Source organism: Frankia gtarii, assembly GCF_025403375.1.
GTDB lineage: Bacteria > Actinomycetota > Actinomycetes > Frankiales > Frankiaceae > Frankia > Frankia gtarii.
Genome location: NZ_JAMPTM010000003.1, coordinates 44,362 through 70,298, shown reverse-complemented (window position 1 = coordinate 70,298; position 25,937 = coordinate 44,362). Strand labels below are relative to the sequence as shown.

Annotated in this window: 19 protein-coding genes, 1 tRNA gene and 1 pseudogene; 8 read left to right on the top strand and 13 right to left on the bottom strand. The window is 70.8% G+C overall.

Translation table 11 applies throughout. The features are described from left to right. Nucleotides 1–312 precede the first annotated feature (312 nt). The 7 genes from NBZ83_RS01220 to NBZ83_RS34450 form a co-directional block, all read right to left on the bottom strand. A complete protein-coding gene (locus tag NBZ83_RS01220) occupies nucleotides 313–1,500 on the bottom strand; it encodes an ABC transporter substrate-binding protein (protein ID WP_261566396.1) in 1,188 nt (395 codons plus the stop codon). 765 nt (nucleotides 1,501–2,265) lie between these two features. Then, nucleotides 2,266–2,994, bottom strand: a complete 729-nt coding sequence (locus NBZ83_RS01215; protein ID WP_438803157.1) for a response regulator — start codon at nucleotides 2,992–2,994, stop codon at nucleotides 2,266–2,268. Between the two features lie 89 nt (nucleotides 2,995–3,083). Further along, entirely contained in the window at nucleotides 3,084–4,280 is a 1,197-nt protein-coding gene (locus NBZ83_RS01210) for a sensor histidine kinase (protein ID WP_261566394.1), read from the bottom strand. A gap of 53 nt (nucleotides 4,281–4,333) precedes the next feature. After that, nucleotides 4,334–5,158, bottom strand: a complete 825-nt coding sequence (locus NBZ83_RS01205; protein WP_261566393.1) for an ABC transporter permease subunit — start codon at nucleotides 5,156–5,158, stop codon at nucleotides 4,334–4,336. After that, entirely contained in the window at nucleotides 5,155–6,075 is a 921-nt protein-coding gene (locus NBZ83_RS01200) for an ABC transporter ATP-binding protein (protein WP_261574163.1), read from the bottom strand. The genes NBZ83_RS01205 and NBZ83_RS01200 overlap by 4 nt, the downstream gene beginning before the upstream one ends. Nucleotides 6,076–6,560: 485 nt before the next feature. After that, complete coding sequence (locus NBZ83_RS01195) at nucleotides 6,561–9,038, bottom strand: FHA domain-containing protein (protein WP_261566392.1); 2,478 nt, start codon at nucleotides 9,036–9,038, stop codon at nucleotides 6,561–6,563. A gap of 283 nt (nucleotides 9,039–9,321) precedes the next feature. Next, nucleotides 9,322–9,546: a helix-turn-helix domain-containing protein gene (locus tag NBZ83_RS34450; RefSeq protein ID WP_261566391.1), complete on the bottom strand. Its 225-nt coding sequence runs from the start codon at nucleotides 9,544–9,546 to the stop codon at nucleotides 9,322–9,324. Between the two features lie 727 nt (nucleotides 9,547–10,273). On the opposite strand from NBZ83_RS34450, the pseudogene NBZ83_RS01185 reads away from it, so the two are divergent. After that, nucleotides 10,274–10,713 (top strand): annotated as a pseudogene (locus NBZ83_RS01185) (hypothetical protein); the annotation flags it as partial. 714 nt (nucleotides 10,714–11,427) lie between these two features. On the opposite strand, the gene NBZ83_RS01180 reads toward NBZ83_RS01185, so the two are convergent. Beyond that, a tRNA-Thr gene (locus tag NBZ83_RS01180) sits at nucleotides 11,428–11,503 on the bottom strand. A 470-nt stretch (nucleotides 11,504–11,973) separates the two neighbouring features. Here NBZ83_RS01180 and NBZ83_RS01175 point away from each other — a divergent pair. From NBZ83_RS01175 to NBZ83_RS01165, 3 genes are all read left to right on the top strand, one after another. Further along, entirely contained in the window at nucleotides 11,974–12,642 is a 669-nt protein-coding gene (locus tag NBZ83_RS01175) for an AMIN-like domain-containing (lipo)protein (protein ID WP_261574154.1), read from the top strand. Nucleotides 12,643–12,800: 158 nt separating this feature from the next. After that, a complete protein-coding gene (locus tag NBZ83_RS01170; RefSeq protein ID WP_261574153.1) occupies nucleotides 12,801–13,880 on the top strand; it encodes an MTB12 C-terminal domain-containing protein in 1,080 nt (359 codons plus the stop codon). 183 nt (nucleotides 13,881–14,063) lie between these two features. Then, entirely contained in the window at nucleotides 14,064–15,359 is a 1,296-nt protein-coding gene (locus NBZ83_RS01165) for a sensor domain-containing phosphodiesterase (RefSeq protein ID WP_261574152.1), read from the top strand. 12 nt (nucleotides 15,360–15,371) lie between these two features. On the opposite strand, the gene NBZ83_RS01160 is transcribed toward NBZ83_RS01165, so the two are convergent. Together NBZ83_RS01160 and NBZ83_RS01155 are read right to left on the bottom strand one after the other, a co-directional pair. After that, the gene (locus NBZ83_RS01160) at nucleotides 15,372–16,130 is read right to left on the bottom strand and encodes a PP2C family protein-serine/threonine phosphatase (RefSeq protein WP_261565747.1); all 759 of its coding nucleotides are present in this window, start codon (nucleotides 16,128–16,130) and stop codon (nucleotides 15,372–15,374) included. Nucleotides 16,131–16,567: 437 nt separating this feature from the next. Continuing rightward, nucleotides 16,568–17,059 carry an SsgA family sporulation/cell division regulator gene (locus NBZ83_RS01155; protein ID WP_261565745.1) on the bottom strand — a complete coding sequence of 164 codons (492 nt, stop codon included), beginning with the start codon at nucleotides 17,057–17,059 and terminating at the stop codon, nucleotides 16,568–16,570. Nucleotides 17,060–17,433: 374 nt separating this feature from the next. Here NBZ83_RS01155 and NBZ83_RS01150 point away from each other — a divergent pair, with 374 nt between their 5' ends. After that, a complete protein-coding gene (locus tag NBZ83_RS01150) occupies nucleotides 17,434–18,270 on the top strand; it encodes a CYTH domain-containing protein (RefSeq protein ID WP_261574151.1) in 837 nt (278 codons plus the stop codon). On the opposite strand, the gene NBZ83_RS01145 is transcribed toward NBZ83_RS01150, so the two are convergent. From NBZ83_RS01145 to NBZ83_RS01135, 3 genes are all read right to left on the bottom strand, one after another. Next, on the bottom strand, nucleotides 18,212–19,333 hold the full coding sequence (locus tag NBZ83_RS01145) for an iron-containing redox enzyme family protein (RefSeq protein ID WP_261565742.1): 1,122 nt from the start codon (nucleotides 19,331–19,333) through the stop codon (nucleotides 18,212–18,214). The two genes, NBZ83_RS01150 and NBZ83_RS01145, sit on opposite strands and share 59 nt — an antisense overlap. Next, nucleotides 19,333–20,295, bottom strand: coding sequence for a class I SAM-dependent methyltransferase (locus NBZ83_RS01140; protein WP_261565740.1), 963 nt, complete (start codon nucleotides 20,293–20,295; stop codon nucleotides 19,333–19,335). Before NBZ83_RS01140 ends, NBZ83_RS01145 begins: the two co-directional genes overlap by 1 nt. A gap of 191 nt (nucleotides 20,296–20,486) precedes the next feature. Continuing rightward, nucleotides 20,487–21,932, bottom strand: coding sequence for a serine hydrolase domain-containing protein (locus tag NBZ83_RS01135; protein ID WP_261565739.1), 1,446 nt, complete (start codon nucleotides 21,930–21,932; stop codon nucleotides 20,487–20,489). Between the two features lie 433 nt (nucleotides 21,933–22,365). Between NBZ83_RS01135 and NBZ83_RS01130 the strand changes: the two genes are divergently transcribed. The 3 genes from NBZ83_RS01130 to idi all read left to right on the top strand — a co-directional run bounded on the left by NBZ83_RS01130 (nucleotide 22,366) and on the right by idi (nucleotide 24,878). Beyond that, nucleotides 22,366–22,956, top strand: a complete 591-nt coding sequence (locus tag NBZ83_RS01130) for a superoxide dismutase family protein (RefSeq protein WP_261565737.1) — start codon at nucleotides 22,366–22,368, stop codon at nucleotides 22,954–22,956. Nucleotides 22,957–23,555: 599 nt separating this feature from the next. Beyond that, nucleotides 23,556–24,020 carry a hemerythrin domain-containing protein gene (locus NBZ83_RS01125; RefSeq protein WP_261565735.1) on the top strand — a complete coding sequence of 155 codons (465 nt, stop codon included), beginning with the start codon at nucleotides 23,556–23,558 and terminating at the stop codon, nucleotides 24,018–24,020. 273 nt (nucleotides 24,021–24,293) lie between these two features. Then, nucleotides 24,294–24,878 carry an isopentenyl-diphosphate Delta-isomerase gene (gene idi / locus NBZ83_RS01120; protein ID WP_261565732.1) on the top strand — a complete coding sequence of 195 codons (585 nt, stop codon included), beginning with the start codon at nucleotides 24,294–24,296 and terminating at the stop codon, nucleotides 24,876–24,878. Nucleotides 24,879–25,937: the final 1,059 nt, after the last annotated feature.

Here is a 25,937-nt window from a genome sequence, read left to right as displayed (position 1 = left end):
AATGACCGAACGGGTGAGCCGATGAACCTTTGTGCTGCTCCAATCGTAAAACACCGGACGCGGTCCGTCCCCTCGGATCCTGACCTTTCAGGAACCGTCGGCTCGGGTGCTTGCCACCTCGTCCCGGAGTGCAACCACACGAGGTCGGCGGCGGCCGACGCCCGCGGGTGCCGGCCGCCTTCACCGGGGCCGCCCGGCTCGACGATCAGCCGTGCGGTGGCCCCGGTCCGACCCTGCCTTCTCTTACCTCACCCTCTTACCTCACCGACGCCCCTCGGGCCGCTGTTCGGATGCGAGGGGTCGGGACCCCGGTCAGGAGATGGCGTTCTTCGCGGTGGCGATGCCGTCCGCCGAGGTGGTCTGCAGGATGTCGTTGAGCTGCGTGTCGGACGGCGTGTAGTCGAAGTGGTTCTTGTAGAAGTCGCGGGTGACCGACCGGATGTCGACGTCGGTGAACAGCGACGGGTTGAGGACCTTCGCGACCCACTGCAGCTGCAGCGCCTGCTCGACGGTGTACTGGCCCCACGCGTACAGCCCGCGCGGGTCGATGAACACCTTGTCCGACTTGACCGCCTTCAGATCGCTCCAGCCACTGATCTTCGACAGGCCCGCCAGCACCGAGGCGCCGGTGTCGGCGGCCAGGCCCTGGTCACCACCCGGCGCCTGGATGATCACGTTGTCCGGGTTCCACTGCAGCAGCTGCTCCATGGTCACGTTCACGCGACTGCCGCTGATCCCCTTCGCGACGTCCGTCCCGCCGGCCTTCGTGATCCACTGGTCCGGCAGCGACGACCCGCCCTGGACCACGATGTTGTTGCCGGCGTACGCCTCGATGTACACCACGGTCGGCTTGGTCGTCGACGTCGCCAGCTTCGACGTCAGGGTGCTGTCAACCTTGTCGAAGTAGGCGTTGTAGGCCTTCGCCTTGGCCACCGCGGCGCCGCCGTAGGTCTCCCCGGCGACGGTGATCGACTGCGTCAGCTGCGCGTACTTCGGAAAGACCATGACCACCGCCGGGATCCCGGCGGCCTGGAAGGGTTTCGCCGTGTCACCACCGGAGAGCGCGGAGACCACGTCCGGCTTCTGGGCGAGCAGCTGCTCCATGTTCACGTTGCTGCTGTGGAACAGCTGCGGCACCTTCGTGATCGACGGCTGCACGGCCTGCAGGAACGGAATCGTGCTCACGTTCTGCTGGATCGCGACCAGCTTGTCGCCGACGCCGAGCATGATGTCGGCCACGGTATGCGCCGGGAACTGCTCGGCGATGCGGTTGATCGTCGTCGGCACCGTCACCTTCGCGCCCGACAGGTCCGTCACGACATGCGTGGCGGGCGTGGCAGACGTCGTAGGCGTCGCACTGCTCTTACTGCCGGCGTCGGCGCTCGAGCCACCCGAACTCGAGCAGGCCGCCAGCGCGAACACGCTCGCGACACCGACCGCGACGGCGACCCGCGCCGGGCGGCGCGTCGAACTTACCGACCATCCCCCCAAAGAACTCACTGACAGTCCCCCCAAACCGAGCGATTCACGCCGCTCGGCACGCTATGAATAATCATGGGCGGAAGTTAGCAGCGGGAAAAGATAAACGTCAAGTAAGATCGACCCCGATAAAACAGGGTAACGAAATCATGAACACGATGTTTCGTCGGCCGCTCCCGGTGCTTCACCGAGGAATTTTCAGCGATATCTTCGGCCGCGTTTCAGCCCCGCTCGACCGTGCGGGCGTCTGACGGCCACGAATCGATCCGGGTCCGGTGCAGCCTGCCGAAAATCGACCGACCGGAAATCGACCGAGCCGAAAAGGCTCGCCACCACACCGAGCGCCGACTGTGGTTCTTTCTGCCCCAGCTACCGCCGCGTTCCCGTGGATACCGCGCGGTCAGAGCCTCCTTTCCGAAGACTTTTCCGACGTGCAACAGCGGGCGCGGACTCCACCGCGACCAGGCCGAGATCCGCAGCGCGACCGTACGCCACAGCAGTCGACAGCAACATGACGCGGACAGCGCGCGAATTCCGGGGTGACGAGCACACCCGTTCACCGGCGCCATCCGGAACCGGCGTCCAGGCCAGTCTAGTGGAATTTTACAGATCATCGCAAGTGCGGAGATTTTCGCGGTCTGCGATCCGCGGATGCGGAGGGACGCGGGAAGATCGGATACCCTCCGTAGCGCCTTGCTCGCAGATGCGCAGCGCGCAAACTACCGGCCCTGGAAAAGCGGGGACTCGTGGCCGCCGTCCCCACAGAGGGCCACCGGGCCACCGCTCTCACTCCAGTCGGGGCGGGCTGTCCGACGGGCGGACCACGCCGGTCTCGTAGGCGAAGACGACCGCCTGCACCCGGTCTCGCAGTTCGAGCTTGGCCAGGATCCGCCCGACGTGGGTCTTCACCGTGGCCTCCGACAGCACCAGTCGGGCCGCGATCTCGGCGTTGGAACGCCCGGCGGCGACCTCGTCCAACACGTCCCGCTCCCGCTCGGTGAGCCGGTCCAGGCGTCGGTCACCGGTCCGGCGCGGTGGCGCTCCGGCCGGGAGCGACGGTGTCAGACCGGCACCCCCGGTCCCGGCAGCCCCGACAGCCCCGGGGGTACCGGTCGTGTCCGTTTCGGCTGCCGCCGCCGGATCGGGCAGCCGGTGGGCGAAGGCGTCGAGCAGCCGCCGGGTGATGCTGGGCGCGACGACCGCGTCGCCAGTCGCGACCGCCCGGATCGCCGAGAGCAGGTCGGTCGGCGGAACGTCCTTGAGCAGGAACCCACTGGCCCCGGCCCGTAACCCGGCGAAGGCGTACTCGTCGAGATCGAAGGTCGTCAGGATCAGCACCCGCGACGCGCTGCCGGAAGCGACAATCCGGTTCGTCGCCTCGATGCCGTTCATCCCCGGCATCCGCACGTCCATCAACACGACATCCGGTCGCATCGCCGCGGTGAGGGCGACGGCCTCGGCTCCGTCCCCGGCCTCCCCGACGACGGTGAGATCGGCCTGGGAGTCGAGCACCATCCGGAAACCCAGCCGCAGCAGCGGCTGGTCGTCCACGAGCAGGACCGACGTGACAGGAGAGGAGGAGGGGGAGGAGGGGACGGCGGAGGTCACCCCGGCACTTTCCCATCGGCGTTGATCCGGGCGCTGACCCGCCACCCACCGTCCGGCCCGGGCCCGGCCTGCACCGTGCCGCCGTACACGGCGCTGCGTTCCCGCATGCCGGCGAGACCCTGGCCGCCGAGGCTCGCCGTGGCGCCCGCACCGCCCCGGCCGGTGTCGCGGACGTCGACGGCGATCCCGCGCCGGTCGTAGCGCAGCTCCACGGTGGCCGTGGCCTCCGGCCCGGCGTGCTTGAGGGTGTTGGTGAGCGCCTCCTGGACCAGCCGGAAGACGGTGAGCTGGACTCCGGCCGGCAGGTCGAGCGACTTCCCGCTGATGGTGAGGCTCACCGGTAGGCCGGCCCGACGGACCTGGTCGATCAGCGCGTCGAGGTCGGTCAGCCGGGGCTGGGGCGCGGTCAGATCCGCGGCGCCGTCCTCCCGGAGCACTCCCAGCAGGCGGCGCATCTCCGCCAGGGCCTCCCGGCCGGTCCGCGACACCTGCGCGATCGCCTGCTCGGCCTGCGGCGCCGAGCTGGTCAGCGCGAACTGCGCGCCATCGGCCAGGGCAATCATCACGGACAGGTTGTGGGCCACGACGTCGTGCATCTCCCGGGCGATGCGGGCCCGCTCGGCGGCGGCGGCGAGCTGGGCCTGCTGGTCGCGTTCCCGCTCCAGCCGGTCGGCCCGATCGGTCAGAGTCGCGAGGTAGGCCCGCCGCGTTCCCGCGTTGCGGCCCAGCACCCCCGCGGTGACGGTGATCAAACCGAGGACGACCAGATCGGCGAGGATCGAGGCCTGGTCCTCGTGGTGCCAGGCCACACTGGCCAGGACGATCGAGGCGGCCATGACGACCACCGCTGCCAGCCGGACCCGCCGCGTGCACAGCGCCGCCACGGTGTAGAAGGCGACCGGCACCCCGAGATTGCTCTCCACCGTCGGGCCCACCACGATCTGCAGCACGCCGGCCCCGACGCAGGCGGCGAAGACCGCCGCCGGGAGCTGGCGCCGCCAGATCAGCGGGAGCAGCCCCAGCACGGTCAGGGCGATCACGGCAAGCTGACGGGCGCCGGCGGTAACCGCCAGGGTGTTCAGCAGCGCAGCCCACGACAACAGGCCGAGGGTCGCGGCCAGGCCGCCGTCGACCAGCTTCGGGTGGGCCCGCAGGAAGCGGCCGACCCGACCGTGGCGCAGCCGGCCGAGCACCAGCCCCGGTTCGGCCGGTCCGGGGTTGGCACCGGCCGGTCCGGAGGGGCTGTTCAGGCGTCCCGCCGGACCAGCAGCACCGCCGCGGCGGCGAGCGTGACGACCAGGTAGGCGAGCAGCACGATCAACCCGTGCGCCGGCGAAGGCAGGTCCGGCGTGCGCACCACCTGCATCAGGGCGTCCCCCGACGTCGAGGGCAGGTAGTCCCCGATCCGGGCCAGCCGCTGCGGCAGCGCGCCCACGATCTGCGGGAGCACCAGCAGCACCCCGAACAGGACGGCGATCGCCGCCGGGGTGTTGCGCAGCAGGGTGCCGAGCGCGAGCCCGAGGACACCGATTCCGGTCACGAACAACGCGGTCCCCAGCACCGCCCGCAGCACCCCCGGATCGGACAGCGCCACGTCGAGGTGCCGCGAGGACAGCATCGCCTGGCCCATCGTGAACGCGACCAGGTTGGCCACCACCATCAGCCCGAAGCACGCGACCGCGAAGACCGCCACCTTCGCCCACAGCACCGGCAGTCGGCGGGGCACCACCCCGAGCGTGGCGCGGATCATCCCGGTGGCGTACTCACCGGAGATCACCAGGACGCCGAGCACCCCGATGGCCAGCTGGGCCAGGTACATCCCACTGAGGCTGGTCGCGGTGGCGTCGAACGTGCGCATGCTCGCCGCGCTGTAGTGAGGCCAGTCGTTGGCCGTGACCCGGGACAGGACCGCGCCGAGCAGCACCGTGAACGCCAGCGCCGCGGCCAGAGTCCACACCGTGGAGCGCAGCGACGTCAGCTTCGTCCACTCGGAGCGCAGCACCCGGAGCTGGGTGACCTGCCCGGCCGCGGGTGCGGTGGCGCCGATCGTCTGGTTCACCTGCGCGGTCATGCCTGGACCTCCGCTCCGATGGTGGCGTACTCGACGGCGTCCCGGGTGAGATCCATGAACGCGTCTTCCAGCGAGACCTGCATCGGGGTGAGCTCGTGCAGGACCAGCCCGGCTGCGCGGGCCGCCTCCCCGATCTCCACGCTGGTGCGGCCGGTCACCTCGAGCGTGTCGGCGGCGGTCGCCGTGACGGTGACACCGGTGCCGGCCAGCACGTCGCGCAACGCCGCGCTCTGCGGGGTGCGGACATGAACGGCGGCCGGCGAGGCCCCGGCGATGACCTCGTCGACGGTCGTCTCGGCAATGAGCCGGCCGCGTCCGACGACCACCAGGTGCGTCGCGGTCAGCGCCATCTCACTCATCAGGTGCGAGGAGAGGAACACCGTCCGACCTTCCGCGGCGAGGTCGCGCAGCAGGCTGCGGATCCAGCGGATGCCTTCCGGGTCCAGCCCGTTCACGGGCTCGTCGAGGATCAGCGTCGCCGGGTCGCCGAGCAGGGCGGAGGCGATGCCGAGCCGCTGCCCCATCCCGAGGGAGAACCCTCCGGCCCGCTTGCGGGCGACGTCGGTCAGCCCGACCATGTCGATCACCTCGTCGACCCGGCGCCGGGAGATGCCGTGGGTCTGGGCGAGGGCGAGCAGATGCTTGGCGGCGGTCCGGCCGGTGTGCACCGCCCGGGCCTCGAGCAGCACCCCGACCTCGTGCATCGGGGCCACCGCGTCGCGGTAGCGGCGACCGTTGACACGCACCTCGCCGCGGGTTGGCCGGTCCAGGCCGAGGATCATCCGCATCGTGGTGGACTTGCCGGCACCGTTGGGGCCGAGGAAACCGGTCACCCTCCCCGGCCGTACCGTGAAACTGAGATCGTGGACGGCGAGCCGGTCGCCGTAACGCTTCTCCAGGCCGCGTGCCTCGATCATGTGATCCCCACGTTCGCGCTCGGTCGCCGTCATCGGACAACCATCACGTTAGGGATCTTGAAGGGTCCTGCCGACCACCTCAAGGCTGATCTTCGCCGGCCTCCGCGCCGCGCCGTACGCCCCAGGTCGTACGCCTCGAGGAGTGGTTGCGCCCCGCCCTCGCTCGCGGCACGGCTGTCGTCCACTTCCTGGCGTGATCCTGGCGGCGAAGGCGTGCGCGGGGCGGCCGCGATGCGGGCGGCTCGCACCGATGGTTGGAAGCGCCTGGAAGACCCCGTCTGCTGTGGGCGTTCCGCGAGTCGGTGACGAGTGCGCACTGGTTGGGGACACCGATGAGTGGCTGATGCGGCAGCTCGATGAGGACGGCAACATCGTCCACGTCGTGATTCCTGTGGCGGACAATTTGAAGGTCTGACTGTCCGACACAGGCGCGGGCAGCTCGCCGACGACCCCGGGTGACTCCAGAACTCCGGTTTGGCACCTGACTACTGTGTGACCGGCCTTCGTTTCTTGTTCGTCTTCGGGTCCAGCCGGCGTAGCAGCATCGACGTGATGCCGATGTAGACCGCGGTGACCGCGATCCCGGCGCCAATGTCGATCGCGTACTGCTTGTTCGTGTGGTCGAACAGCCTGTCCGGCTTCGGCGCACGCGGGTTGACGGGCACGGTCTGCCCGGCGACGGGTTTGCCGTTCACGGTCTTCGGCCGCTGGACGCCAGCCCGGGTGATCGTGTTGAAGTCGGCGTCCGCGGCCATCGCCGCGAAGCCCCACCTGGCCGGTGAGACGACGGCGACCTGCTCCAGGCCCGTCTTCCCCGCGATCGGCACGATGCCGGCGGAGAACACGAGCTGGACCATCGTGACGATGACCAGCAACGGCATCGTCTTGTCGGCGTTGTCCACCAGCGCCGAGATCACGAGTCCGATCATGCCGGAGGCGAAACCCACCACGAACACCGCGATCATGCATTCCAGCAGCGTGTTGCCGAGTGCCAGGTGGCTCGGTGGCTGCCGGCCGATGAGGCTGATAAGCGTGAACGGAATCACCTGCAGGACGGTGATGATGAGCAGCACTCCGGCCTTGGAGCCGACGTACGCGGCTCTCGACAGACCGATGGCGCGTTCTCGTTGGTAGATCGCCCGTTCCTTGACGATCTCGCGCACCGAGTTCGACATGCCCATGAAGCAGGCACACAATACCATGATCAGGAAGACGGTGGGCGCGTCCGAGTTCGGCGTGAACATGTCATGGGTGTCGGTGAAGTTTCCTTTGATAAATCGTGGGATCACACCCAGCACGAACGGGAACGCGATCGCGAGGCGCAGGTAGCCCTTGTCGGACGCAATGACCGCCAGTGTTCGTCTGCTCAGCGTCACCAGCTGGGAGAGCACCGACTGCTGCCGAATGCTCGGCAGCTCCTCCGGCGCGCGCCGGGCCGACGGGGCCGTCACCGACGCGGGCACGTAGTGCCGGGACTGGCGGAAACGCGCCGCCGAGTCGGCGCCCGGGTTCTCCTGCAGGCGCAGGAACACCCATGGGTAGCCCTGCTCGCCGAAGAACGGCAGTGCGTCCTGTGGCGGGCCGAAGTAGGCGACATAGCCGCCCGGCGCGAGTACCAGGACGTAGTCACACAGGTCGAGCTGCGCCACGGAGTGCGTGACGACGACGACCGTGCGGCCGTCGTCGGCGAGCTTGCGCAGCGACTGCATGACCTGCAGGTCCATGCCGGGGTCGAGGCCCGAGGTCGGCTCGTCCAGGTACAGCAGCGTGGGCCGGGTGAGCAGCTCCAGCGCCACGGAGACCCGCTTGCGCTGGCCGCCGGACAGCTTGGCGACGGCCGTGCCCGTATGCGGGGTGAGGTTCAGCTCGGCGAGGACCTCGTCGACCCGCCTGGCGCGCTCCGACTCCGTCACGTCCGGTGGGAACCGCAGCTCGGCGCCGAACTCCAGCGCCTTGCGCACGGTCAGCGAGGTGTGCAGGATGTCGTCCTGCGGCACGTAGCCGATCCGGCGGCGCAGCTCGTCGTACTCGGTGTAGAGGTCCCGGCCCGCGTACCGGACGGCGCCCTGGTCAGCCGGCCGGAAGCCGGTCAGTGCGTTGAGCAGCGTCGACTTTCCGGCGCCCGACGGGCCGACGACGCCGAGCAGCGCGCGGCCGGGCAGGCGGAAGGTCAGGTCGTGCAGGAGCTGCTTCCCACCGGCCCACACGTTGAGATGCTCGGCTTCGAAGCTGACGTCACCGGAGTCGAGGTACTCGACGAGCAGGTCGCCCTCGAGCTGGAAGACGTGATGGCCGATGGCGATGATGTCGCCCTGATTGACCGGCGCCTGCTGGATGCGGCGGCCGTCGAGGAATGTGCCGTTGGCGGAGTCCAGGTCGACGAGGTCGACGTTCGGGCCGCGGACGGTCAGCGAGGCGTGGTGGCGCGAGGCAAGCAGGTCGGCGATGACGATGTCGTTGTCGCGGGCGCGACCGATCGTCATCGTCCCCGGGCGCAGCGGATAGGTGGTGCCGCGCTCGTGCTCGCGGTCCAGGCGGGTGTGGCCGCCGCTCTCGGCCTGGTGCGACGTGCGCGGCGGGGTGTAGCCGGCCTGGTTGGGCAGCATGGTCTGCATGTCCGCGCCCCCGCCGGTGGGGTCGCCGGATGAGGACCGCTGTGCGGGAAGCTCGGCGAGGACGATGACCTCGGGGCCTGTCGGTGTGCCCAGCCGGAACCGCGTCTCGCCGCCGACCTCGACCGTTTTCAGCATCCGGCTGCCGTCGAGCCAGGTGCCGTTGGAGCTGACGTCCCGCACGGCCCAACCGTGGTCCGTCTCCTCGATCATCAGATGCTGCCGGGAGACCCTACTGTCCGCGATCACATGGTCCGCGTTGCGCGCTCGGCCGATGATGAACCGCGGTCGCCCCGTGGACACGATCACCTGACCGGCCTCGCTCGTCACCTTCAGAACCGCCGTGGACACGTGTCTCCCCCTTCAGGACGAAACGTCGGCCGGACAGCCCCGCCGAGTTCCATGAACCTTTTCTGTCCCGCGGTCGTCAAGCAAGCCCGACCTGAAGCTGAAGATGAAAAAGACCCGCTCTGTCCGCCTGTGGTCAGTCCCGCTGGGACCGGTACACCCCGGCTCCGGAACGCTCCCGGGCCAAAGGACGCGTAGTGCCGCGGTGGTACTACCGGACCGACCTTGTCGTGTCAGGTCTGCTCCGTCGCCGCGCCGATGGTGTCACTCACCATCACCATCACCATCATCCAGACTCCAGGGTGGCCATTACGGTTCCTGTCAGTTGCCCGACGGGGTGACGTTCCAGGGAGCGACGGCGACTGATCACAGTCGTCTTGATCTTCCAGCATTCGGGGAGGGTGAACTTCCGGGGACGGTCACCGGAGTACTTCGGGCCGAGGGAGTCGAAGCCGTCGGCGTTGAAGTTGTGGATCACATCGCGGACCCGGTCCTTGGGCGTGAACGTCATCTCGGCGATCTTCTTGGGTCACCGCCCGCACGGACAGCAAGATCATCTGCGCCCGCCGCCGCGTCACCACCGACCCCGACGACCGTCGCACGATCCGTAACAGCCGCTGCCCCTCGTCCGGCCTGATCTCCCGGACCCGCACCCGTTCCGCCACACCCCGGATCATCGAACGACACTCTCAGCAGACACGGGAGGCTACCCGGCGCGCCGTCCGCAAAAGGGCGAACCATGATGACTACAGCACCAGCCGAACATACGCGAAATATCGAATTTGGTAGAGGCTTGGACCTGGTCGACCAGCCAGTCGTCGCGCGTTCGTTGTCATGGTTCTGGATATAGCTGCCAAAAATGTTGACGCCCGACCTGTAACCTGCAACCATAATTTTCAGCTCGTTAGCGTAATACGGTTAAATCAAAATTATGCTATCTATCTATCTATCTATCTATCTTCGTCGATGCCGGCGGGAGCTCGCAGGGCTGAAAGGCCCGCGGCCGGTCATGGCGATCTTCATAGCGGCGGCGATGCTTCTGACTGTCGGTCTGGCGGGAACCGCGCAGGCAGCGTCCGGCCGTACGTTCCACAATCTGGCGACAGGTTTCTGCCTCGATTCCGATGCTTCCCGGCAGGTGTACACACTCGACTGTAATGATGGCAGTTACCAGAAATGGTCCTGGTTCTGCCCCTGGGTGGGCACTTCCCTGACCGGTGATGTGAAACCGCTCCGTCCAGACGGTCCGTGTCGGCGAGCTGGGTCGGTTGCTGTCCGACGTGCTCGCGCCGTGGCGGTCGCCGCTGACGACGCATGACCCGGCGAAGGTCCTGACGGATCTGGCCGTGGCGCCGGCGTTGGGCGGAGACTGCCTGGCCGACATCGCCCGGCCGGCACCGGGGAACCAGCGACGGCGCTCCTGCGCCCGGGTAACGCCGGGTCGAACACCGCCGCCCAGCTCATCGCCCGCCTCCCGAAGAAGGCGTGGACACCGGCCTACGACGCCGACGGCAACCGGATCATCGCGTTCGCGACGAACACCGTCCGCGGGCAGCTCGCCGGCCGGCTCGCCCACCATGCCCGCCAGAGCGTGTTCCACCTCGCCGCCCACCACCCCTGGACACCACTCGCCCGCCAGACGATCACTACACTGCGCGCCCTACCTGCCCCCGGATAGGCGGAAGGACAGCCGTCAGTCACGCCCGGCCGAGGCACGAAAGATCCGGGCTAGCTGGGTGTCGGGAGTTTCGATCTTGTCATCGCAGGCCGGCGTCGTCGACTCAAACGGCAAGTTGCGATCAAGGTGGGGTTGGCGCAGGTCATCGATTTTGATCTACAGGACCCGGTCAGCTGCTCTCAAACACACCCTCCCCATGGGTTTTGACGCTCCGATGCCGCGCATGACTCCGTCGAAGCTCCGGAACCCGAGGGATCACCCCTTCGCGTCTGGCTGCCGGGAGAACCGAGCGGCAGGACCGCGGTGGTGACCGACGAGGAGGGACGGCGACTCCAAGCCCTGGTGCGGCGGGGGAAGCATGGCTCGATCCGGGTCCGTCGCACGCTGATCGTCATGGCGTCGGCGAGTGGGACACCGGTGGGCGGGAGGCCGTCCCCGCCTGATCAGCTCTGACGACAACGCGTACCGCAGCTACCACCACACCGCCAGCACGATCACCCTCGGCGGGAACCGGAACCCCGCGAACTCCGGCACCGGCACCGGCGGACAGACCGCACCTCAACCCATCGCTCGATCATGATTGATCGGCAGCTACGCGAAGGCGGACTTCGCCGCTGCGACAGTGCCGTCCCGCGGAATGAGCCCACAAACAATCTCGGCACCTGCAAAGTCGATCTTTATTTCAAAAAAACCGCAGGTCAGATGGGATATTCTTGGAGCCGACGAGGGGACTTGAACCCCTAACCGCCCGATTACAAGTCGGGTGCGCTACCAGTTGCGCCACGTCGGCCGACGATCTCACGATACCCGACCGGGGGCAGCGCCCAGGCCTCGCCGCTCGGCCCTCCACCACGCGGTCCTGTACCGCTCGATGCTGCTGGTCTGCCTCGCCGCCGTGCGTCTCACCCTGGTCCGCGACATGCACCCCGTGGCAGCGCTCTGCGGGAGGTTGCGACCAGCACCGCCGCGTTGCTACGCACCCGACTGCAGATCCGCTCGCGGGCTCCCATCCATGATCGGGACGCTTCGGGTATGACAGGTGCGGGTATGACAGGTAGGACGGCTTCGCGCCGTGTGTCCGGAGAAAGCGGGGCATCCCGGATGGGAAGCATCGTCGTGGTGGGGTCGACAGCCGCGGGATCCGTGACCGAACGGAGCGGCCGACCGCTGACGGACCTTCATCCGGCTGGTCCGACCGGTGGCCGACGGCGGGCCCGGCGGGCCCGCCATGGCGGTGCCGCCGCCGTCATGACGTCTCTCATGACGGCCTTGCTGGTGGGCCTCGTCGGTTGTGGCGGCTCCGGCTCCGCCGGAACCAACGGTGCCGGCTCGACCTCCTCGCCGACCGCGCACTCCTCCGCCACGACAGCGGCCGGCAGCGCCACGGCGTCAGCCAGCCCGGGGGGCACGGTCACGCCGCCGACTCCGGCGGCGTCGGCGGGAGCGGGCGCCGGCCCGGGGGTGGCGTCGACCGGGCCGCGGGCCAGCGCACGGAGCTGGTCGAGTCAGCCGGCGGCGCAGGCGCGCCAGCAGGCCCGGCCCGTCCGGCTGGTGTCGCTGCGCAGCGCGGTCAACGTGGAGAACGGGGTCCGGTTCGACCGGGTCGTGCTGGAGTTCGCCGGCGGTGTTCCCGGCTACCGGGCCCAGTTCGTGCCGCAGGTCGTCCGGCCGGGATCAGGGGCTCCGCTGCCGCTGGCCGGCCAGGCGGCGTTCGAGCTCGTCCTGACCTCCGCCGCCGCCCACGACGACCAGGGCGCCTCGACGCTGCGCACGGCACCCGACGGCACCGGCCCGTCGGGGCTGAGCTACGCGCTGGCCGGGGACTTCGAGGGGACGGTGCACGTCGGCGTCGGTCTGAGCCGGGTCGCCGGCTTCCGCGTCGTCGAGCTCACGGGGCCGGACCGCCTCGCCGTCGACTTCCTCTCCTGACGTCCCGCCACCGCACCAGCGCCTGACGGGATGCAGGGAGGATGTGGCCGCAGCGGGGGTTGGGGCGACCGGGTCGAAGCCGGCGGCGCGTGCTCCGGCGACGGCCCGGCGAAATTCGATTGACCCGACCGTGATGGTAACGCCACGATGGGTGAGTTATGAACTTTTTCGACAATGTCTCCTCGGCCGTCCCGCCACGCCCGGTCGGCCCGTGGCTCGCCCCACCGGACCACCAGCTCGCCGGCGTGGTTCCCCTTGCCCCGGCCATCGGCCGCAATGCCGACACCGCCGTGTCCGTCGCATGCCTCGCCGCGTATCCCGCGGGAGTGGAGATCACTGTGGAGATCCGGCTGCGGCCCGGCACCGAACCCGGTGTCGACCCACGGCTGGCGGTGGGCTGGAACCGGGACGCCACCCGGATGGTCCGCTTCGGGATCGCGCTTCCCGACGGCTCGCGAGCCGTCGCCGCCGGGCCCGGGGAACCGGTCGCCGCCCGCCTCGGCGAGCCGGGCGGCCCATTGCTGACGGCCCTGCCGGCCGGGACCGCGTCGGACGGGTCGGGAGATCAGTACATGCCGTTCGGTGGGCCGGACTTCCAGCCCGCCGTACGGCGAGGGCTCGTGTACGGCTCCACCGCGAGCTACGGCTCCACCGCGAGCATCGTCGGCTCGAGGACGGAGCAGGTGCACCGGCTGCGGTACTGGCTCTGGCCGTTGCCGCCGGCCGGTCCGCTGACCCTCGTCGCCGACTTCCTCGCCCGCGGCCTGCCCGAGTCGCGGGTCGCCGTGGACGGCGCCGCGATCCGCGCGGCCGCCGACCGTGCCGTCGACCTGTGGCCGGCCGTGGGGTTGCCCGAGCCCGGCTCGCCGCCGGCCGACGTCGCGGCGGCCGCGGCCGAGGTCCGGACGGCCTTCACCACAGCTTTCACGGGCGGTCAGGGCATCGAGACGACCTTGGCCGCCGTCGACGACGGTGCGTCCCTGCGGTCGACGCTGCAAACGGTGCACCACCGTCATCCGCAGCCGACGGCGAGCGCGCGGGTGCTGGTCGGGGAGCCGGTGTTCACCGACCCGGCCCACGCCTCGCTCCCCTTCGAGGTGGTGCTGAGCCACGCGCCCGCCTACGGCACCCTTCGCGGGGACGCCGTTCTCGTCGGCGGAAGATGGAAGGTGGCGCGAAGCTCGTACTGCGTGGTGATGTCCTGGGCCGGCGTGTCCTGCCCCGATCGCGTGGGCTAGGCGGCCAGCCCCGGCCTCACCCGACCGGAACGGCCACAGAGGCGTAGCGTCGAATATGGAAGCTGGGAGATCCGGATTTCGGCGCCGCCGCTGACCCTGTCGGCGTGGGTCGCCTCTGGCCGATGCCACGCCGCATCGCCGCCCGAGGCTCAAGGCCCTTCGGCCGCCTCTGGGGGTAAGCGGATGGCAGCGCGGGTGCCAGTCGGCGGCCGCCGCGGATGCGATCTCGACGAGATCCTGGCGGCCGGCGCCTTGGTGCCGAGCTACCAGCCTCTCGTCGACCTCGAATCGGGCGCGGTCGTCGGATATGAGGCGCTCGCCCGCTGGCCGGTTACCGGCCGGGTCGATCCGGCCACCGCGTTCACCGAAGCTCGGGCCCAGGGACGCCTGGAGGAACTCGACTGGGCCTGCCGGCTCGCCGCCCTGCGGGGCGCGCTCGACACGTCGTTGGGAAACGAACAGACCCTGTTCGTCAACATGGAGGCCTCGTCCTCGGTGGCCCCGCGGTCGTCGGCGGCACGCACACTGGTCGACGAGGCGATCCACAAGCTGCGCGTCGTGCTCGAACTGACGGAGAACTCGCTGTTGACCCACCCGTCCGAGCTGCTCCGGACCATCCGATGGGCACGGGAACAGGGCTGGGGGATCGCGCTCGACGATGTCGGCGTGAACCCGGATTCACTCGCCCTGCTGCCGTTCGTAGCCCCCGACGTCATCAAACTCGACCTGTCGCTCGTGCAGCAGACACCGGGGCCGCATCAGGCCCGCACGATCGCGGCCATCCTGGCGCACGCCGAGCGGACCGGTGCCGTCATCCTGGCCGAAGGCGTCGAAACCCACGATCATCTGGAGCAGGCCCTCGCGTACGGCGCGAGGTACGGGCAGGGCTGGTTCTTCGGCCGCCCGGGGCCGCTTCCCGAGGCCGCGTCGACGGCTCGCCTACCGTTCACGGAACGACCGGCGGAACCGCCGACGACCCCGTTCGAGCTCATCCGAGAGGCCAAGGATCTCCGGGTCGGCCGCAAGAAGCTTCTCCTGGCGATGTCGCACCAGATCGAGCGGCAGGCAATGTCACTCGGTGATCCGCCGGTGGTGCTGGCCGCCTTTCAGACCGCCGAGTGGCTCACCCCGAGAACGAGCCGACGGTATGCGTGCCTGGCTGTCGCCTGTCCCTTCGTCGGCGTCCTGGCGGCCGGCCTCACCCGCCCGGCCTGTCCGGGCGGGTGTCACGTCTCCCTGGCAGCGTCGGACCCGCTGGTCGGGGAGTGGGCTGTGATCGTCGTCGGACCGCACTATGCCAGCGCGCTCATCGCCCGCGATCTCGCCGACGGAGGTCCGGATCGCGATCGTCGGTTCGAGTTCGTGATCACGCATGATCGGGAGACGGTGGTGTCCGCCGGCCGATCCCTGATGGGGCGCATCACCGACGCCGTTCGCGGAGGCGACCAGATGAGTCCCGAGCTTGACCTCCGAGCCTGACACGCGGGGCGGTCAGGAGCTGTGCCGCGCCGGGGATTCGGCGATGGGAGAGATCGCGGCGGGGGGCCCGAACTGGCGGGCCAGAACCGCCACGGTGCGGTCATCGCGGGCCTCGGCGTGGGTGTGGGCGGCGACTCTGGCTAAAAGGCGGTCGATAAGCAGGTCGGGCGGGATGTCGGAGATGTCTGCGCCTACCACACTGCCGATACGGCCCGTACCGAACAGCTCGCCGGCGGCGTCGCGGGCCTCGCTGATGCCGTCGGTGTAGACCACGACGCGGTCGCCGGGGGCCATCCGCAGGGATCGGGACGACCAGATGGAGGTGCCCGCGAACAGGTCCGACAGAATCGGGCCGGTCGGCCCCAGCGGCAGGCCGGCGGGAGTCGACTGCGCGCCGGGAGCCTCGACGTCGGTGTCCGCGCCGGATCGGGCCAGGTGCACGGCGGGCGGATGACCGGCATTGACGTAGACCACACGGCCGGTCGACGGATCGGCGACCGCGACGAAGGCCGTGGCAAACATCTCCCCGAGATCGCCCAGCCCCGCGACTTCGTCGACCGTGCCGCTGACGGCCGCCTCCGGCTGCGCCCCGGCCAGCAGGCGCCGGCGCAGCACCGCCCGCACCCGGCCCGCGAACGCAGCCGCCTGCGAGCCATGCCCGGCCGCGTCGCCGACGCAGACCGCGAACCGGCCGTCATCGAGATCGAACACATCCACCCAGTCCCCGCTGGCGCCGGGCGTGGCCGCGTGCAGCCGCCAGTAGGCCCCCATGCCGCAGGCGCACGGTCCGTCGGCCGGGGACGGTTCGGGCCCGGGGTCTGGAGCCGGCCGGGGTTGCGGCATCGGGACCTCACGCACGGCCGGCCTCCCGGGTTCATCCCGCCGGTGAATCTGCGGATTCCCAAGCGTGCCCTGTCGGGGCGGCGCGAACCAGGGACCTTGGTCGGGTAGTCGGGGGTCTGCCGCCCCCTCCGTCCCGGTGGACGGGCCGGTCGCCGCGTCGCCAGACTCCGCGGCGACACCACGTTCGGGCTAGACGAGTGAGCACGAGGACGGCACCCGAGCCGAAAAATCCTTCCAGAACCACAGGCATGCCGCCCCGCCCCACCGGAACGTCCGGCCCTCGCCACGACAGACCTTCCACCTGCTGCGCCGGCAACAGGGCAACGCCGGCCGACAACGCCCGCAACGCCGGGGTCGGACCGAGATCAGGTGCGGGCGTGCTGGATCCGGGCACCGGGCAGGACCCGGGACCGGCGGGTACCGACGCCGGACATGAAGCTGAACTCGGCCGTCCAGTCGATCATCCCGGCCTCCGCGTCGGCGGTCACCAGGGCGAACGTGCGCCACAGGAACGCCGTCACCTCCCGCGCGGACAGCTCCAGCTCGGCGGTTCCGAACGGGTCGCACAGGCACAGCGCGATCGCCGGCTGGCCGCGCAGCACGATCGGGCGGACCCGTACGTCGCCCAGGCCGACGGGCCGGCGCGCGCCGTCGGCGAGCAGCCGGCGGGCAAAGCGCCACACGACCGGACCCGCGCCGACCGCGCCGACCGCGCCGGCGGTCAGGGTCACGGCGATCGGATCGGTCCGGTCGTAGCCGAAGACGACGCGGACGGGCCGCGGTGGCCCCGCATCCCGTATCAGTCGTGCGGTCATCGGTCGGGCCAGGGTGCCGCGGCGCACCGATCTACGGAGCATGAGGTCCTCCTCGGGAGATCGGCCGCTGGAAAATGTTCCCCCGGCAGAATTCGCCATAGGTCTTCGATCATGCGCCTGGCCCGGCCGAGGTGCATCACCGGATGGGACTTCCAGCCCGTTGACGCGGACCTCGCCGGTGCTCGGATCCGCGAGGCATTCTCGCCGCCGGGGTGCCGCTGGAGTGCGCCTGCGGCATGTGCGTGGACTCCACTCGCGTGGACTGCGGCCCACCGCCGGCGATCCCTGCCAGGCACGATGTTTAGGAGCCTATCCAGATGGTAGGTGCACTCTGGTCGCGGAAGAGTGAAAGCATGACCCGCGCGGCACAACCAGGCTGTGTTCCGCGCAGCGGGCGGGCGGGAGAGGGTGATGCAATGGCTGCCGCGACGCGCAGCACGGCCGTGCTGCGCGCGGCGCAGAAATTCTGGCAGTTACCCGACGCCGACCTGCACGCGATGGTGAAACTCACCCGCCAGGTGGATCGGGTGGAGCTCAAGTTCGTCGTGCCCACGTCCGCGCATCAGCGGGCGTTCGAGGTGTTCAGGATCGCCTCGACGACACCTCGGCGTCAACGGGTCTACTACCTGGACACCCCGGACCGGTTGCTGCACCGACGCGGAGTGGTGGTCCGCGTCCGCAGCACCCGGGGCAGACCGGACGATTCCGTCGTCAAACTCCGGCCGGTCGTGCCGGCGAACGTCGCCCCGCGGCTGCGCCAATCGAAGCAGCTTGTTGTCGAGGTGGATGCGATGCCCGGCTCCTATGTCTGCTCCGCCGCCCTGCGCACCCGTCTGGGTCCCGACGACGTGCGGCGCGCGATGGCCCGCCGGAGCCCGCTACACGCCCTGTTCTCGAAACAGCAGGCGAGGTTGCTCGCCACCCACCTGCCCCGCCCCGGCCACATCGATGATCTCGTTGTCCTCGGACCGATCGAGGCGTCGCGGCACCGGTTCACCCCGGCGGGTTTCGATCGGGTGCTTCAGGCCGAAGAATGGACGTTTCCGGACGGCTCCCGCCTCCTCGAACTGTCGACCCGCGCCACACCGCAGGCAGCCGCACGAACCGCCGCGCGCATGTCCGCCGTCCTGCGCCGGCACGGCCTGGACCTCACCGGTCCGCAACAGACCAAGACACGCGCAACACTCGACTTCTTCAGCGCGGCGCCGGCGGCTGACCACGCAGGGAGGACAGGCCCTCGTCCCACGCGGTGAGGATCGCCTCCGCGCAGTGGCCTTCGACCGCGGTCGTCGCCAGCGCGCCGAAGACGACGTCGGCGGCCAGAACCGGGTCCTGGGCGACGAGGGTCGCGGCGAGGTCGCGGCCGGCGACCGTCCGGTGATGGGCATCGGCGACGACGTGGACCTCGAAGAAGTGGCGGGCCCCGGCGGCAAGTCCGAGCCGGCGCAGTGCCGCCGCGTAGGCGCCCATCGGTTCGACCGACGTCATCTCGAACAGCGCCAGGTGGCCGACGAGTGCGCCGCGCAGCCGCCGGTGCAGGCCGAACAGCGACGGCACGTTGACGGTCGCGAACGCGTGCCCGGGTAGCCGGTCCAGGTAGACGCCCGGACGGGCGTCGAGCTCCAGGGCACGCATGGTCACGGCGAACAGGTTCTGGTGCATGTCACGTTCAACGCCGTGCCCGTACTCGTCGGCCTGGATCTCAACCAGCGCCGCCTTCGGGGCACCGGTCAGGCGCGGGATCGCCCAGGTATGCGGATCGGCTTCGATGAGCTGGAGCAGCGAACGGTGCATCGCGTACTCGCGGAACTGGTCGAGCGTGCCGGTGGTGGCCAGGTGCCGCGACAGGGAACGGCCGCCGGCGCACGCGATCACCTCCCGCAGCGCGGCCTCGACGTCCCCGACCGCCCCGCCGTCCCCGCCGGCCTCGTCGCGCAGGCGGGTGAGCAGGGCCGTCTCCAGCTGGCGGCGCACGGCGAGCAGCGACGGCTCCCACTCCCAGTCGTCGTCGACCTCGGCAAAGCCGCGGTAGTGCAGTCCGTAAAGGCAGTAGAGGGCGAGCGGACCGTCCTCGCCGTACAGCACGTCGTCGTCTGCGGCCGGAGCCGGCCCGAGACCGGCTGCGCCGGGCGCCCGCCGCAGCCGGTCAAACAGAAATTCGGACAGCGTTCCCCGGGCCTCGGGCAGGCGCGGTTGACCGAGCTCGGCCGGCGTCAGCACGGCGCCGTACTCCGCCCCCGGCGGACTCGCCGGCCGATCACCGGCCGGCGCAACGCCGACGTCCCGCGCGATACCGGGCCCTGTCGCGATGGGCATCAACCGCTCCCCGACAGACGGGAGGCGGGCCGATGCGGCACCTCATGCAGCCCGGAAGCGATCCGTACCCGGCGGCGGGCGCCCGCCGTCCGGCCGACTCCCGCGGTCTCGTCGAGACTGGTGGCGCTGCCCGCCGCGGTGAGGATCCGGCGGAGCACCGTGGCGGCATCGTCAGGTGCATCAGGCTCGCCGGTCGCGCCGGTCGCGCCGGTCGCGCCGGTCGCGCCGGTCGGTGCGCCGCCGCGCACCCAGGTGACCCCCGCGAGCAGGTAGCCCTCCGGGCCGAAGAAGGCGCGGCCCGATCGGGCCAGCTCACCGATCCGGCGGCTGACCCAGGGCTGGTGGGAGTACCGGCCGAACGGGATGGGCCGCACCGACCAGTCCGCGATCCGGTAGCCGGCAGCGCGGGCGTGGCGCACCAGGCCCACCGGGTCGGAGATGGAGGCGATCATGAGTAGCACCACGTCCATCTCCTGGGCCAGCACGCGCCGCGCGACGTGCGCGCCGTCGTGGCCGCCCCACAGCTGGGATGCGCCGACCGGCCGCGCGATTGCCGGCAGGTAGGGCGGGTTGCCGATCGCGCACCGCGCCCGCCGCACCGCTGCACCCCCGACCGGCAGGTTCACGACGCCGGCTTTGCGCCGGTCCGCGGGGTCCCCGTGCTGGCGCGCACCCGGTTTGTCGGTGGCGGCGAAGAAGTCGCCCTGGATGACGGTGTAATTTCCCAGCTTCGCCCGGGCCGTGGCCCGGCTCGCGATCCGCGCGGAGTCGGCGTCCAGCTCGTACCCGGTGATCGGCACCCGTGAGCCGGACCGGCGCAGCGCCTCGACGACCGGGCGGGCCGTCCCCGGACCGAGCTCCACGATGCCGTCGGCAAGCAGCGGCGCAAGGTCTTTCGACGTCAGCAGTCGTTCGACGCAGTGACCGTAGAAGGTGGACTCGAGCGGATCGAAGAAGGGCATGCCATCGCTCCTCGGCTACGCCGCACAGTGGCACGGTGACGAAGTGGGGCGGTCACACAGCGGCTCCGTTACTCACGGTAACAATACGTCCGTATGCGCCACGTAACATCTTTCCGATGACGGCCCGGCAAAACCCCCACCACCCGTCGGCCGCGGCAGGCAGGGGCGATCGCCGCCGGGGCGTGGGCCGATCAGTCCTGCCCGCCGCCCGCGTTCGGGGCCGGGCGCCAGCCGTCGGCGTCGACGCCACCGGGGATCGGGTCGGCGGGGTCGTACGGTGACCGGGTGAAGACGAACGAGGCGAGTTCGAGGTGGCGCAGGCCGCCGTCGGACTGACGCCGCGCAATGAGGGTCTCCCCGGCGAAGTAGCCGTCGACGCCGAGGAAGGTGCCGCGGCCGGCGGGGCCAGGACGGAAGCGGGAACGCCGGCCGGAACGGCCCAGCGGCGCGAGCAGCAGGCCGCCGTCCGGCCGCAGCGACAGCGTGTAGGGCGCCGGCCCCCAGTACCAGACGCCGGTGACGTCGAGCGGCTCCCGCCCGGCCACCGGCGCGGGCACCCATTCGGCCGGCAGCGGCGGTTCGGCCGTGTCGGCCGCGTCGATCAGGCCGATGGCGAGGTCGACGACGGCGACTCCGCTGGTCGCGTTCGCCATCGCCACCGCCGCCGTCCCCACCGGCCGGGCCCACAGGGCGGCGACGAAACCGGGCATCGAACCGCCATGCCCGACGAGCACGCCACCGGGTTCGCGCAGCAGCTGCACGCCGAGTCCCGCCCCCAGCCGCCACTCGCCGCTGTCCGGCTCGACGGCGGCCGGTTCGCGCATCTCGGCGAGGGTGTCCGCGGACAGCACGGCATCGGTGTGCCCGGCGAGGACGGCCGACCAACGCACCAGGTCCGCGGTGGTCGACCAGAGCTGACCGGCCGGGGCCAGCACGCCGGCGTCGTGGGCGGGCTCGGGCAGCAGCACGTCGGCATGCGGGTGGACGGCGAAGCCGTGGGCGTGGGGCGCGGCGGGCACCGCGGTCGTGCGGGACATCCCCAACGGCGCCAGCAGTTCGTGGTGCAGGGCCTGCGCCCAGCTCATCCCGCGCAGCCGGGCGACGAGTTCACCGAGGACCGCAAAACCGACGTTGGAGTAGTGATGACGACGTCCCGGGCGGAACCGGTCCGGGGCCGGGCCGAGCGCGTCGGCAAGCGTGGGATGGGCCTGCCCCGCCACCCGTTCCCACCAGGGCGGCGGGGTCTCCGCCGCGATGCCGCCAAGATGGGACAGCAGCTGCGCGACCGTGCGGTCCCCGACAGTGGTGCCCGGCAGATGCCGGTCGAGGGGGTCGCCGAGGGCCAGGCGTCCCTCGTCACGCAGGCGCATCACCAGCACCGCGGTGAAGGTCTTCGTGATCGAACCGATCCGGTACTGGGTGTCGGCGCCGGCACCGCCGCCGGCCGGATCGAGTCCGACGACGCGGCCCCGCCCGGCCGTCCACACCGGGCGGCCATCGCGCGCCACGGCGGCGACGAGCGACGGCGCCCGCCCGCCCGCCTGCTCGGCCGCGACCCGCTGCAGCAACAGCCGCTCGGTCGCGGGCAGCAGGCCCCCGCGCTGTCCCGGCTCCGACCGAGGCGAATCCGGCGGCATCGGCACCCCCCGTCTGGCGACCAGTCCCCGGATCGACGCCCGGCTTCCCCATCCGATCAGCCTCTTTGCCTCGGCGCCAGCGGAACGCGCCCCGTGACCTGGGCGATCGTGGTGCGGCCCGGCCGAGACGACGTCGCGAGGCGGCAAGGTGCTCCCCGCCCGGTCAGATCTCGACCCGGTCAGATCTCGACACTCGGCGAACGATGCGTGACCGCAACCGCCGACGAACGCTACTCTCGGGCAATGTAATTCGACTGCGGCAGTGGAAATCCTTCGGCGAGTGATCGAGGCGACGTCGCACGGGCTTCCCAAAAATGTTGCGGCCCGGGATGGCACTTATTTCCGGCGTGCAATCCGGCTGGCTTGGTCAGTCGGCGCCGTCCGCCCTACGATTGTCACCACCGACCGGAACTCCCGCACCGGAGGGGTCTTCATGCGACGGCGTCTGTCCATCATCGCGGCAGGGCTCGGGGTGATCCTGCTCACCGCGGGGCCGGCCGGGGCCGCCGGCTCGCCATCCCCGAGTCCGCCCGCGGGCGGCGGGATCATCGCGGAGCCCGGCGTGTTCCGCGCCTGGGACGCCCGGCAGCCGCCCACGGCCGTCACCTACGACGAGCATCTGGTGCCGACGGGCGCGGCGGCGATCGCACTCGCCGTCCGCGGCAAGCGCACGGTGATCGGTCTCATCGTCCAGGGTCTGATGCCGAATCACCAGTACGGCGCGCACGTCCACCAGAAGGCCTGCGGGGCGACCGGCGCCGCCGCCGGCCCGCACTACCAGAACGTCCCCGACCCCGTCCAACCGTCGGTGGACCCGGCCTACGCCAACGCGCACAACGAGGTATGGCTGGACTTCACCACCGACGCCCACGGAGCGGGGGCCGCGTTCGCGGTCGTCGAATGGGACTTCCGGGCCGGCGGCGCGCACGCGATCATCCTTCACGAGCACCACACGGACAGCTCCCCCGGCGCCGCCGGGGTGGCGGGCGCGCGAGCGGCCTGCCTCACCGTGCCGTTGTCCTGACCCGCCCCGCCGGCCGGCACGGCGGCGGGCCACCAGGCAGGCACGGGCCGAGAAGTCCCGTCGGCGGGAGCACGTTCGGACTGTGGCCGACGGGAGTCGTCCGGACAATCAGGCTGCGCTGCGCGCATTCCGCTCGGGATTTCCGCGCCCCGGCCGTGGTGGTGGATACCGGCGACTCCCGGACCCACCGACGCAGTCGTTCGTAAGGCCGCGAACGGGACGAAAGTCCATATAGCGCAAGCGCGCGCCGGCCGATGATGGCGGCAGCGGCGCGCCCCGTGCGCCGCCGGGCGGGGCAGGAGCGAGATGACAGTGCCGGAGCTTGACCGCGTCACCGGTTGCGGCGCGGTCATCCGGTCGGCCCGTCCCTGCCGGCCGCCGGGCGTCTGGCGGACCTCGCCGGCATCCACGCTGCCCGGACCCGCCCCCATCGGCCCGATTCCCGTCCGCGACCGCGCCTGCGGGCATCCGGCAGAACCGGCACAACCAGTTCGGAGCATGGTTGCGTCGGTCCCCGCAAGCGCGCGACGGATCCGGCGTATCTCGATCCCCGACGCCGGAAATCAGCCGATCTTCTTCTCCCCGAGGACGGCCCTACTGTGTCTGAATACTGCTGGTGCACGGCCACTCCGGCCATCGAGGACCTGATCCGGGAGCATGACGAGCTGGTCGAGCTTTCGGCCGAGGCGCGTGCGGCCTACCGGCGGGGCGACGTCGATTCGCTCATCGACTACTGCTCCAGGATCTCCACGGTTCTCGGCCCGCACACCGTGGTGGAGGAGCGCGGTCTGTTCCCCCCGATGGCCGCCGAGTTCCCCGAGAAGATCGCCATCCTTCGCGGCGAACACCGCCGGATCGAGGCGGTGCTCGCGGGCGCCGCCGACGGCACCGCCCGCACCGACCCGGCCTGGCCCGCCCGGGCCGTCGAAATGCTGACGCTGCTACGGCGCCACATCGTCAAGGAACAAGAGGGGCTCTTCCCTGCCGCCCTCGGCGTCCTCAGCAACGAACAGTGGGATCTCCTCGCCGACATCCGCACGGGAACCAGCCTCATCGGCACCTGACCGCCAGGGTCATCGGCCTCCCGCAGGGTCGTCGGCCTCCCGCAGGGTCGTCGACGGCGGGCGCGCGCCACTTCCAGGCGCCCCCACACCGTCGACCGGCCCCTGCCGCGGGCCGGTTCGCCGCCGGTGTGACCAGCGGGATCCGGGGCCGGGCCGCGACCTGGTCGCGGCGGCGGGAGGATGGAGTGGTGAGGCCACCGACATGGGGCTCGACGCCTGGCGCCCACGCCCGGTGGCCGCGTTCACCACTTCCACCGAAAGCGAGGCCCACGCGTGAGTCCACAAGGACCCGGTACCGCCGTCGACGTCGACGACCAGGTCGTGCTGCTGGACGCCGACCGCCGACCCTGCGGGACGGCACCCCGGCTCGCCGTGCACGGTCTCGACACACCGCTGCACCTGGCCTTCTCCTCCTACCTGTTCAACGCGGCCGGCCGGCTGCTCGTCACCCGCCGGGCGCTGGGCAAGCGCACCTGGCCGGGGGTGTGGACCAACAGCTGCTGTGGACATCCCCGCCCCGGTGAGGACATCGCCGTCGCCGTCGAACGCCGGGTGGAGCAGGAGCTGCGGCTCACGCTGACCGACCTGCACCTCGCGCTGCCGGACTTCGCCTACCGCGCCACCGCCGCCGACGGGCTGGTGGAGAACGAGGTGTGCCCCGTCTATGTGGCCCGGGCGGTGGGTGACCCGGACCCGGACCCGGCCGAGGTCGTGGAGTGGCGCTGGGTCGAGTGGGAGAGCTACCGGCAGGCGGCGCTCGCCGCGCCGTGGGCACTCAGCCCCTGGTCGGTCGACCAGATGACCGCGTTCGGCCGGGCCGCGCACCCGCTGACGGCCGCACGCGGTGCCGCGGGCTGACCGGTCACCGCATGCGGATGCCCATCCGGGCGCTGCCGGTCGGCACCGGCGAGGCCGAGCGCCGCCCGGATGGGCCCGGTGACCTCAGGACCGCCCCCTCGGGGCATGCAGGCGACCCGTCGCCCGTCCTAGATCGGTCCACGGGCTAGGCCCTGTGGCCAGGATGGGCGAGTTCGGATCGGGCATCCGTAGCTAATTGGTACTAGTAGCAGCCCGGCCCGCGTCACGCTCCGTCAACAGGTGACCGCAAAGGGATCATCACCCTAAGTGGCTGGCCGGCATTCCGCCAAAGCTCTGCCGAGTTACAGTCCTGTCACTTCACTGGAAGCTTCCCCGAAATCGCCGAGATACCGTTGCGTCTCAGCAACCCAGGCCACTTCGGCCGGTATGGGGTCACCGAGCGCATCCGCGGCCGCCTCCGCCGCAGCGGCCGCGCCTCGCCTCCGCGGCGTTCCTTCCGCCGCACATCACGTGCAGCACGGATCACGCCTCCGCTGGCATGCACGAATTCCAGCCATAGGCAATGGGATGAAGTCCCGTATCCACCAGGTAGTTAGTCCCGATCGAGCACCACCTTCGTGTCGGATCGCTGGCCGCTCGACACCGGCCAGGGTCCGGGCAGCCGTGTCCGTTGCGGCCTACCACCCCGGCCTCGCGTGCGGTCCCGGTCCGCCCCCCGCGTGGCGCCCGGCGACGCCCGCCTGTCGGCTCCATCCCACGGCGAGCCATCACCGACATCAGTGACCTGGCATTCCGCCCGCGCCAGCTGCGGTGCGCGCGACACCGGTCACTGTGCGCCCCCGTCCACCGACACGGTCCGCGTCCCCCCGGTGACATGTCCGGCGCGACAAAGGCAGGTCCGCCGGAGCCCGGCGCCGGCCCACAGGGACGGAACGCGCCACGCAACGGCCACCGAACGGAGTCGCCTACGCACTCCGGAGGACGCATTTTGTGGCGCCCCCGGAAGGACGGTCGACTCGGCCGCCGGACGGTCCGCGGCCCGCCCGGCGGCGGCCCGCACATTCCCGACTGCCGCCGCACCAGGCCAGGCGAACGGTT

Coding starts and splice junctions, on each gene's coding strand:
- NBZ83_RS01170 (WP_261574153.1), top strand. CDS start 12,801: ATGAACTTTTTCGACAATGTCTCCTCGGCCGTCCCGCCACGCCCGGTC.
- NBZ83_RS01215 (WP_438803157.1), bottom strand. CDS start 2,994: ATGGTGCTCGACTCCCAGGCCGATCTCACCGTCGTCGGGGAGGCCGGG.
- NBZ83_RS01175 (WP_261574154.1), top strand. CDS start 11,974: ATGACGGCCTTGCTGGTGGGCCTCGTCGGTTGTGGCGGCTCCGGCTCC.
- NBZ83_RS01135 (WP_261565739.1), bottom strand. CDS start 21,932: ATGCCGCCGGATTCGCCTCGGTCGGAGCCGGGACAGCGCGGGGGCCTG.
- NBZ83_RS01150 (WP_261574151.1), top strand. CDS start 17,434: ATGGCTGCCGCGACGCGCAGCACGGCCGTGCTGCGCGCGGCGCAGAAA.
- NBZ83_RS01130 (WP_261565737.1), top strand. CDS start 22,366: ATGCGACGGCGTCTGTCCATCATCGCGGCAGGGCTCGGGGTGATCCTG.
- NBZ83_RS01145 (WP_261565742.1), bottom strand. CDS start 19,333: ATGCCCATCGCGACAGGGCCCGGTATCGCGCGGGACGTCGGCGTTGCG.
- NBZ83_RS01140 (WP_261565740.1), bottom strand. CDS start 20,295: ATGCCCTTCTTCGATCCGCTCGAGTCCACCTTCTACGGTCACTGCGTC.
- NBZ83_RS34450 (WP_261566391.1), bottom strand. CDS start 9,546: ATGACGTTCACGCCCAAGGACCGGGTCCGCGATGTGATCCACAACTTC.
- NBZ83_RS01205 (WP_261566393.1), bottom strand. CDS start 5,158: ATGACCGCGCAGGTGAACCAGACGATCGGCGCCACCGCACCCGCGGCC.
- NBZ83_RS01155 (WP_261565745.1), bottom strand. CDS start 17,059: ATGCTCCGTAGATCGGTGCGCCGCGGCACCCTGGCCCGACCGATGACC.
- NBZ83_RS01200 (WP_261574163.1), bottom strand. CDS start 6,075: ATGATCGAGGCACGCGGCCTGGAGAAGCGTTACGGCGACCGGCTCGCC.
- NBZ83_RS01160 (WP_261565747.1), bottom strand. CDS start 16,130: ATGGGGGCCTACTGGCGGCTGCACGCGGCCACGCCCGGCGCCAGCGGG.
- NBZ83_RS01165 (WP_261574152.1), top strand. CDS start 14,064: ATGGCAGCGCGGGTGCCAGTCGGCGGCCGCCGCGGATGCGATCTCGAC.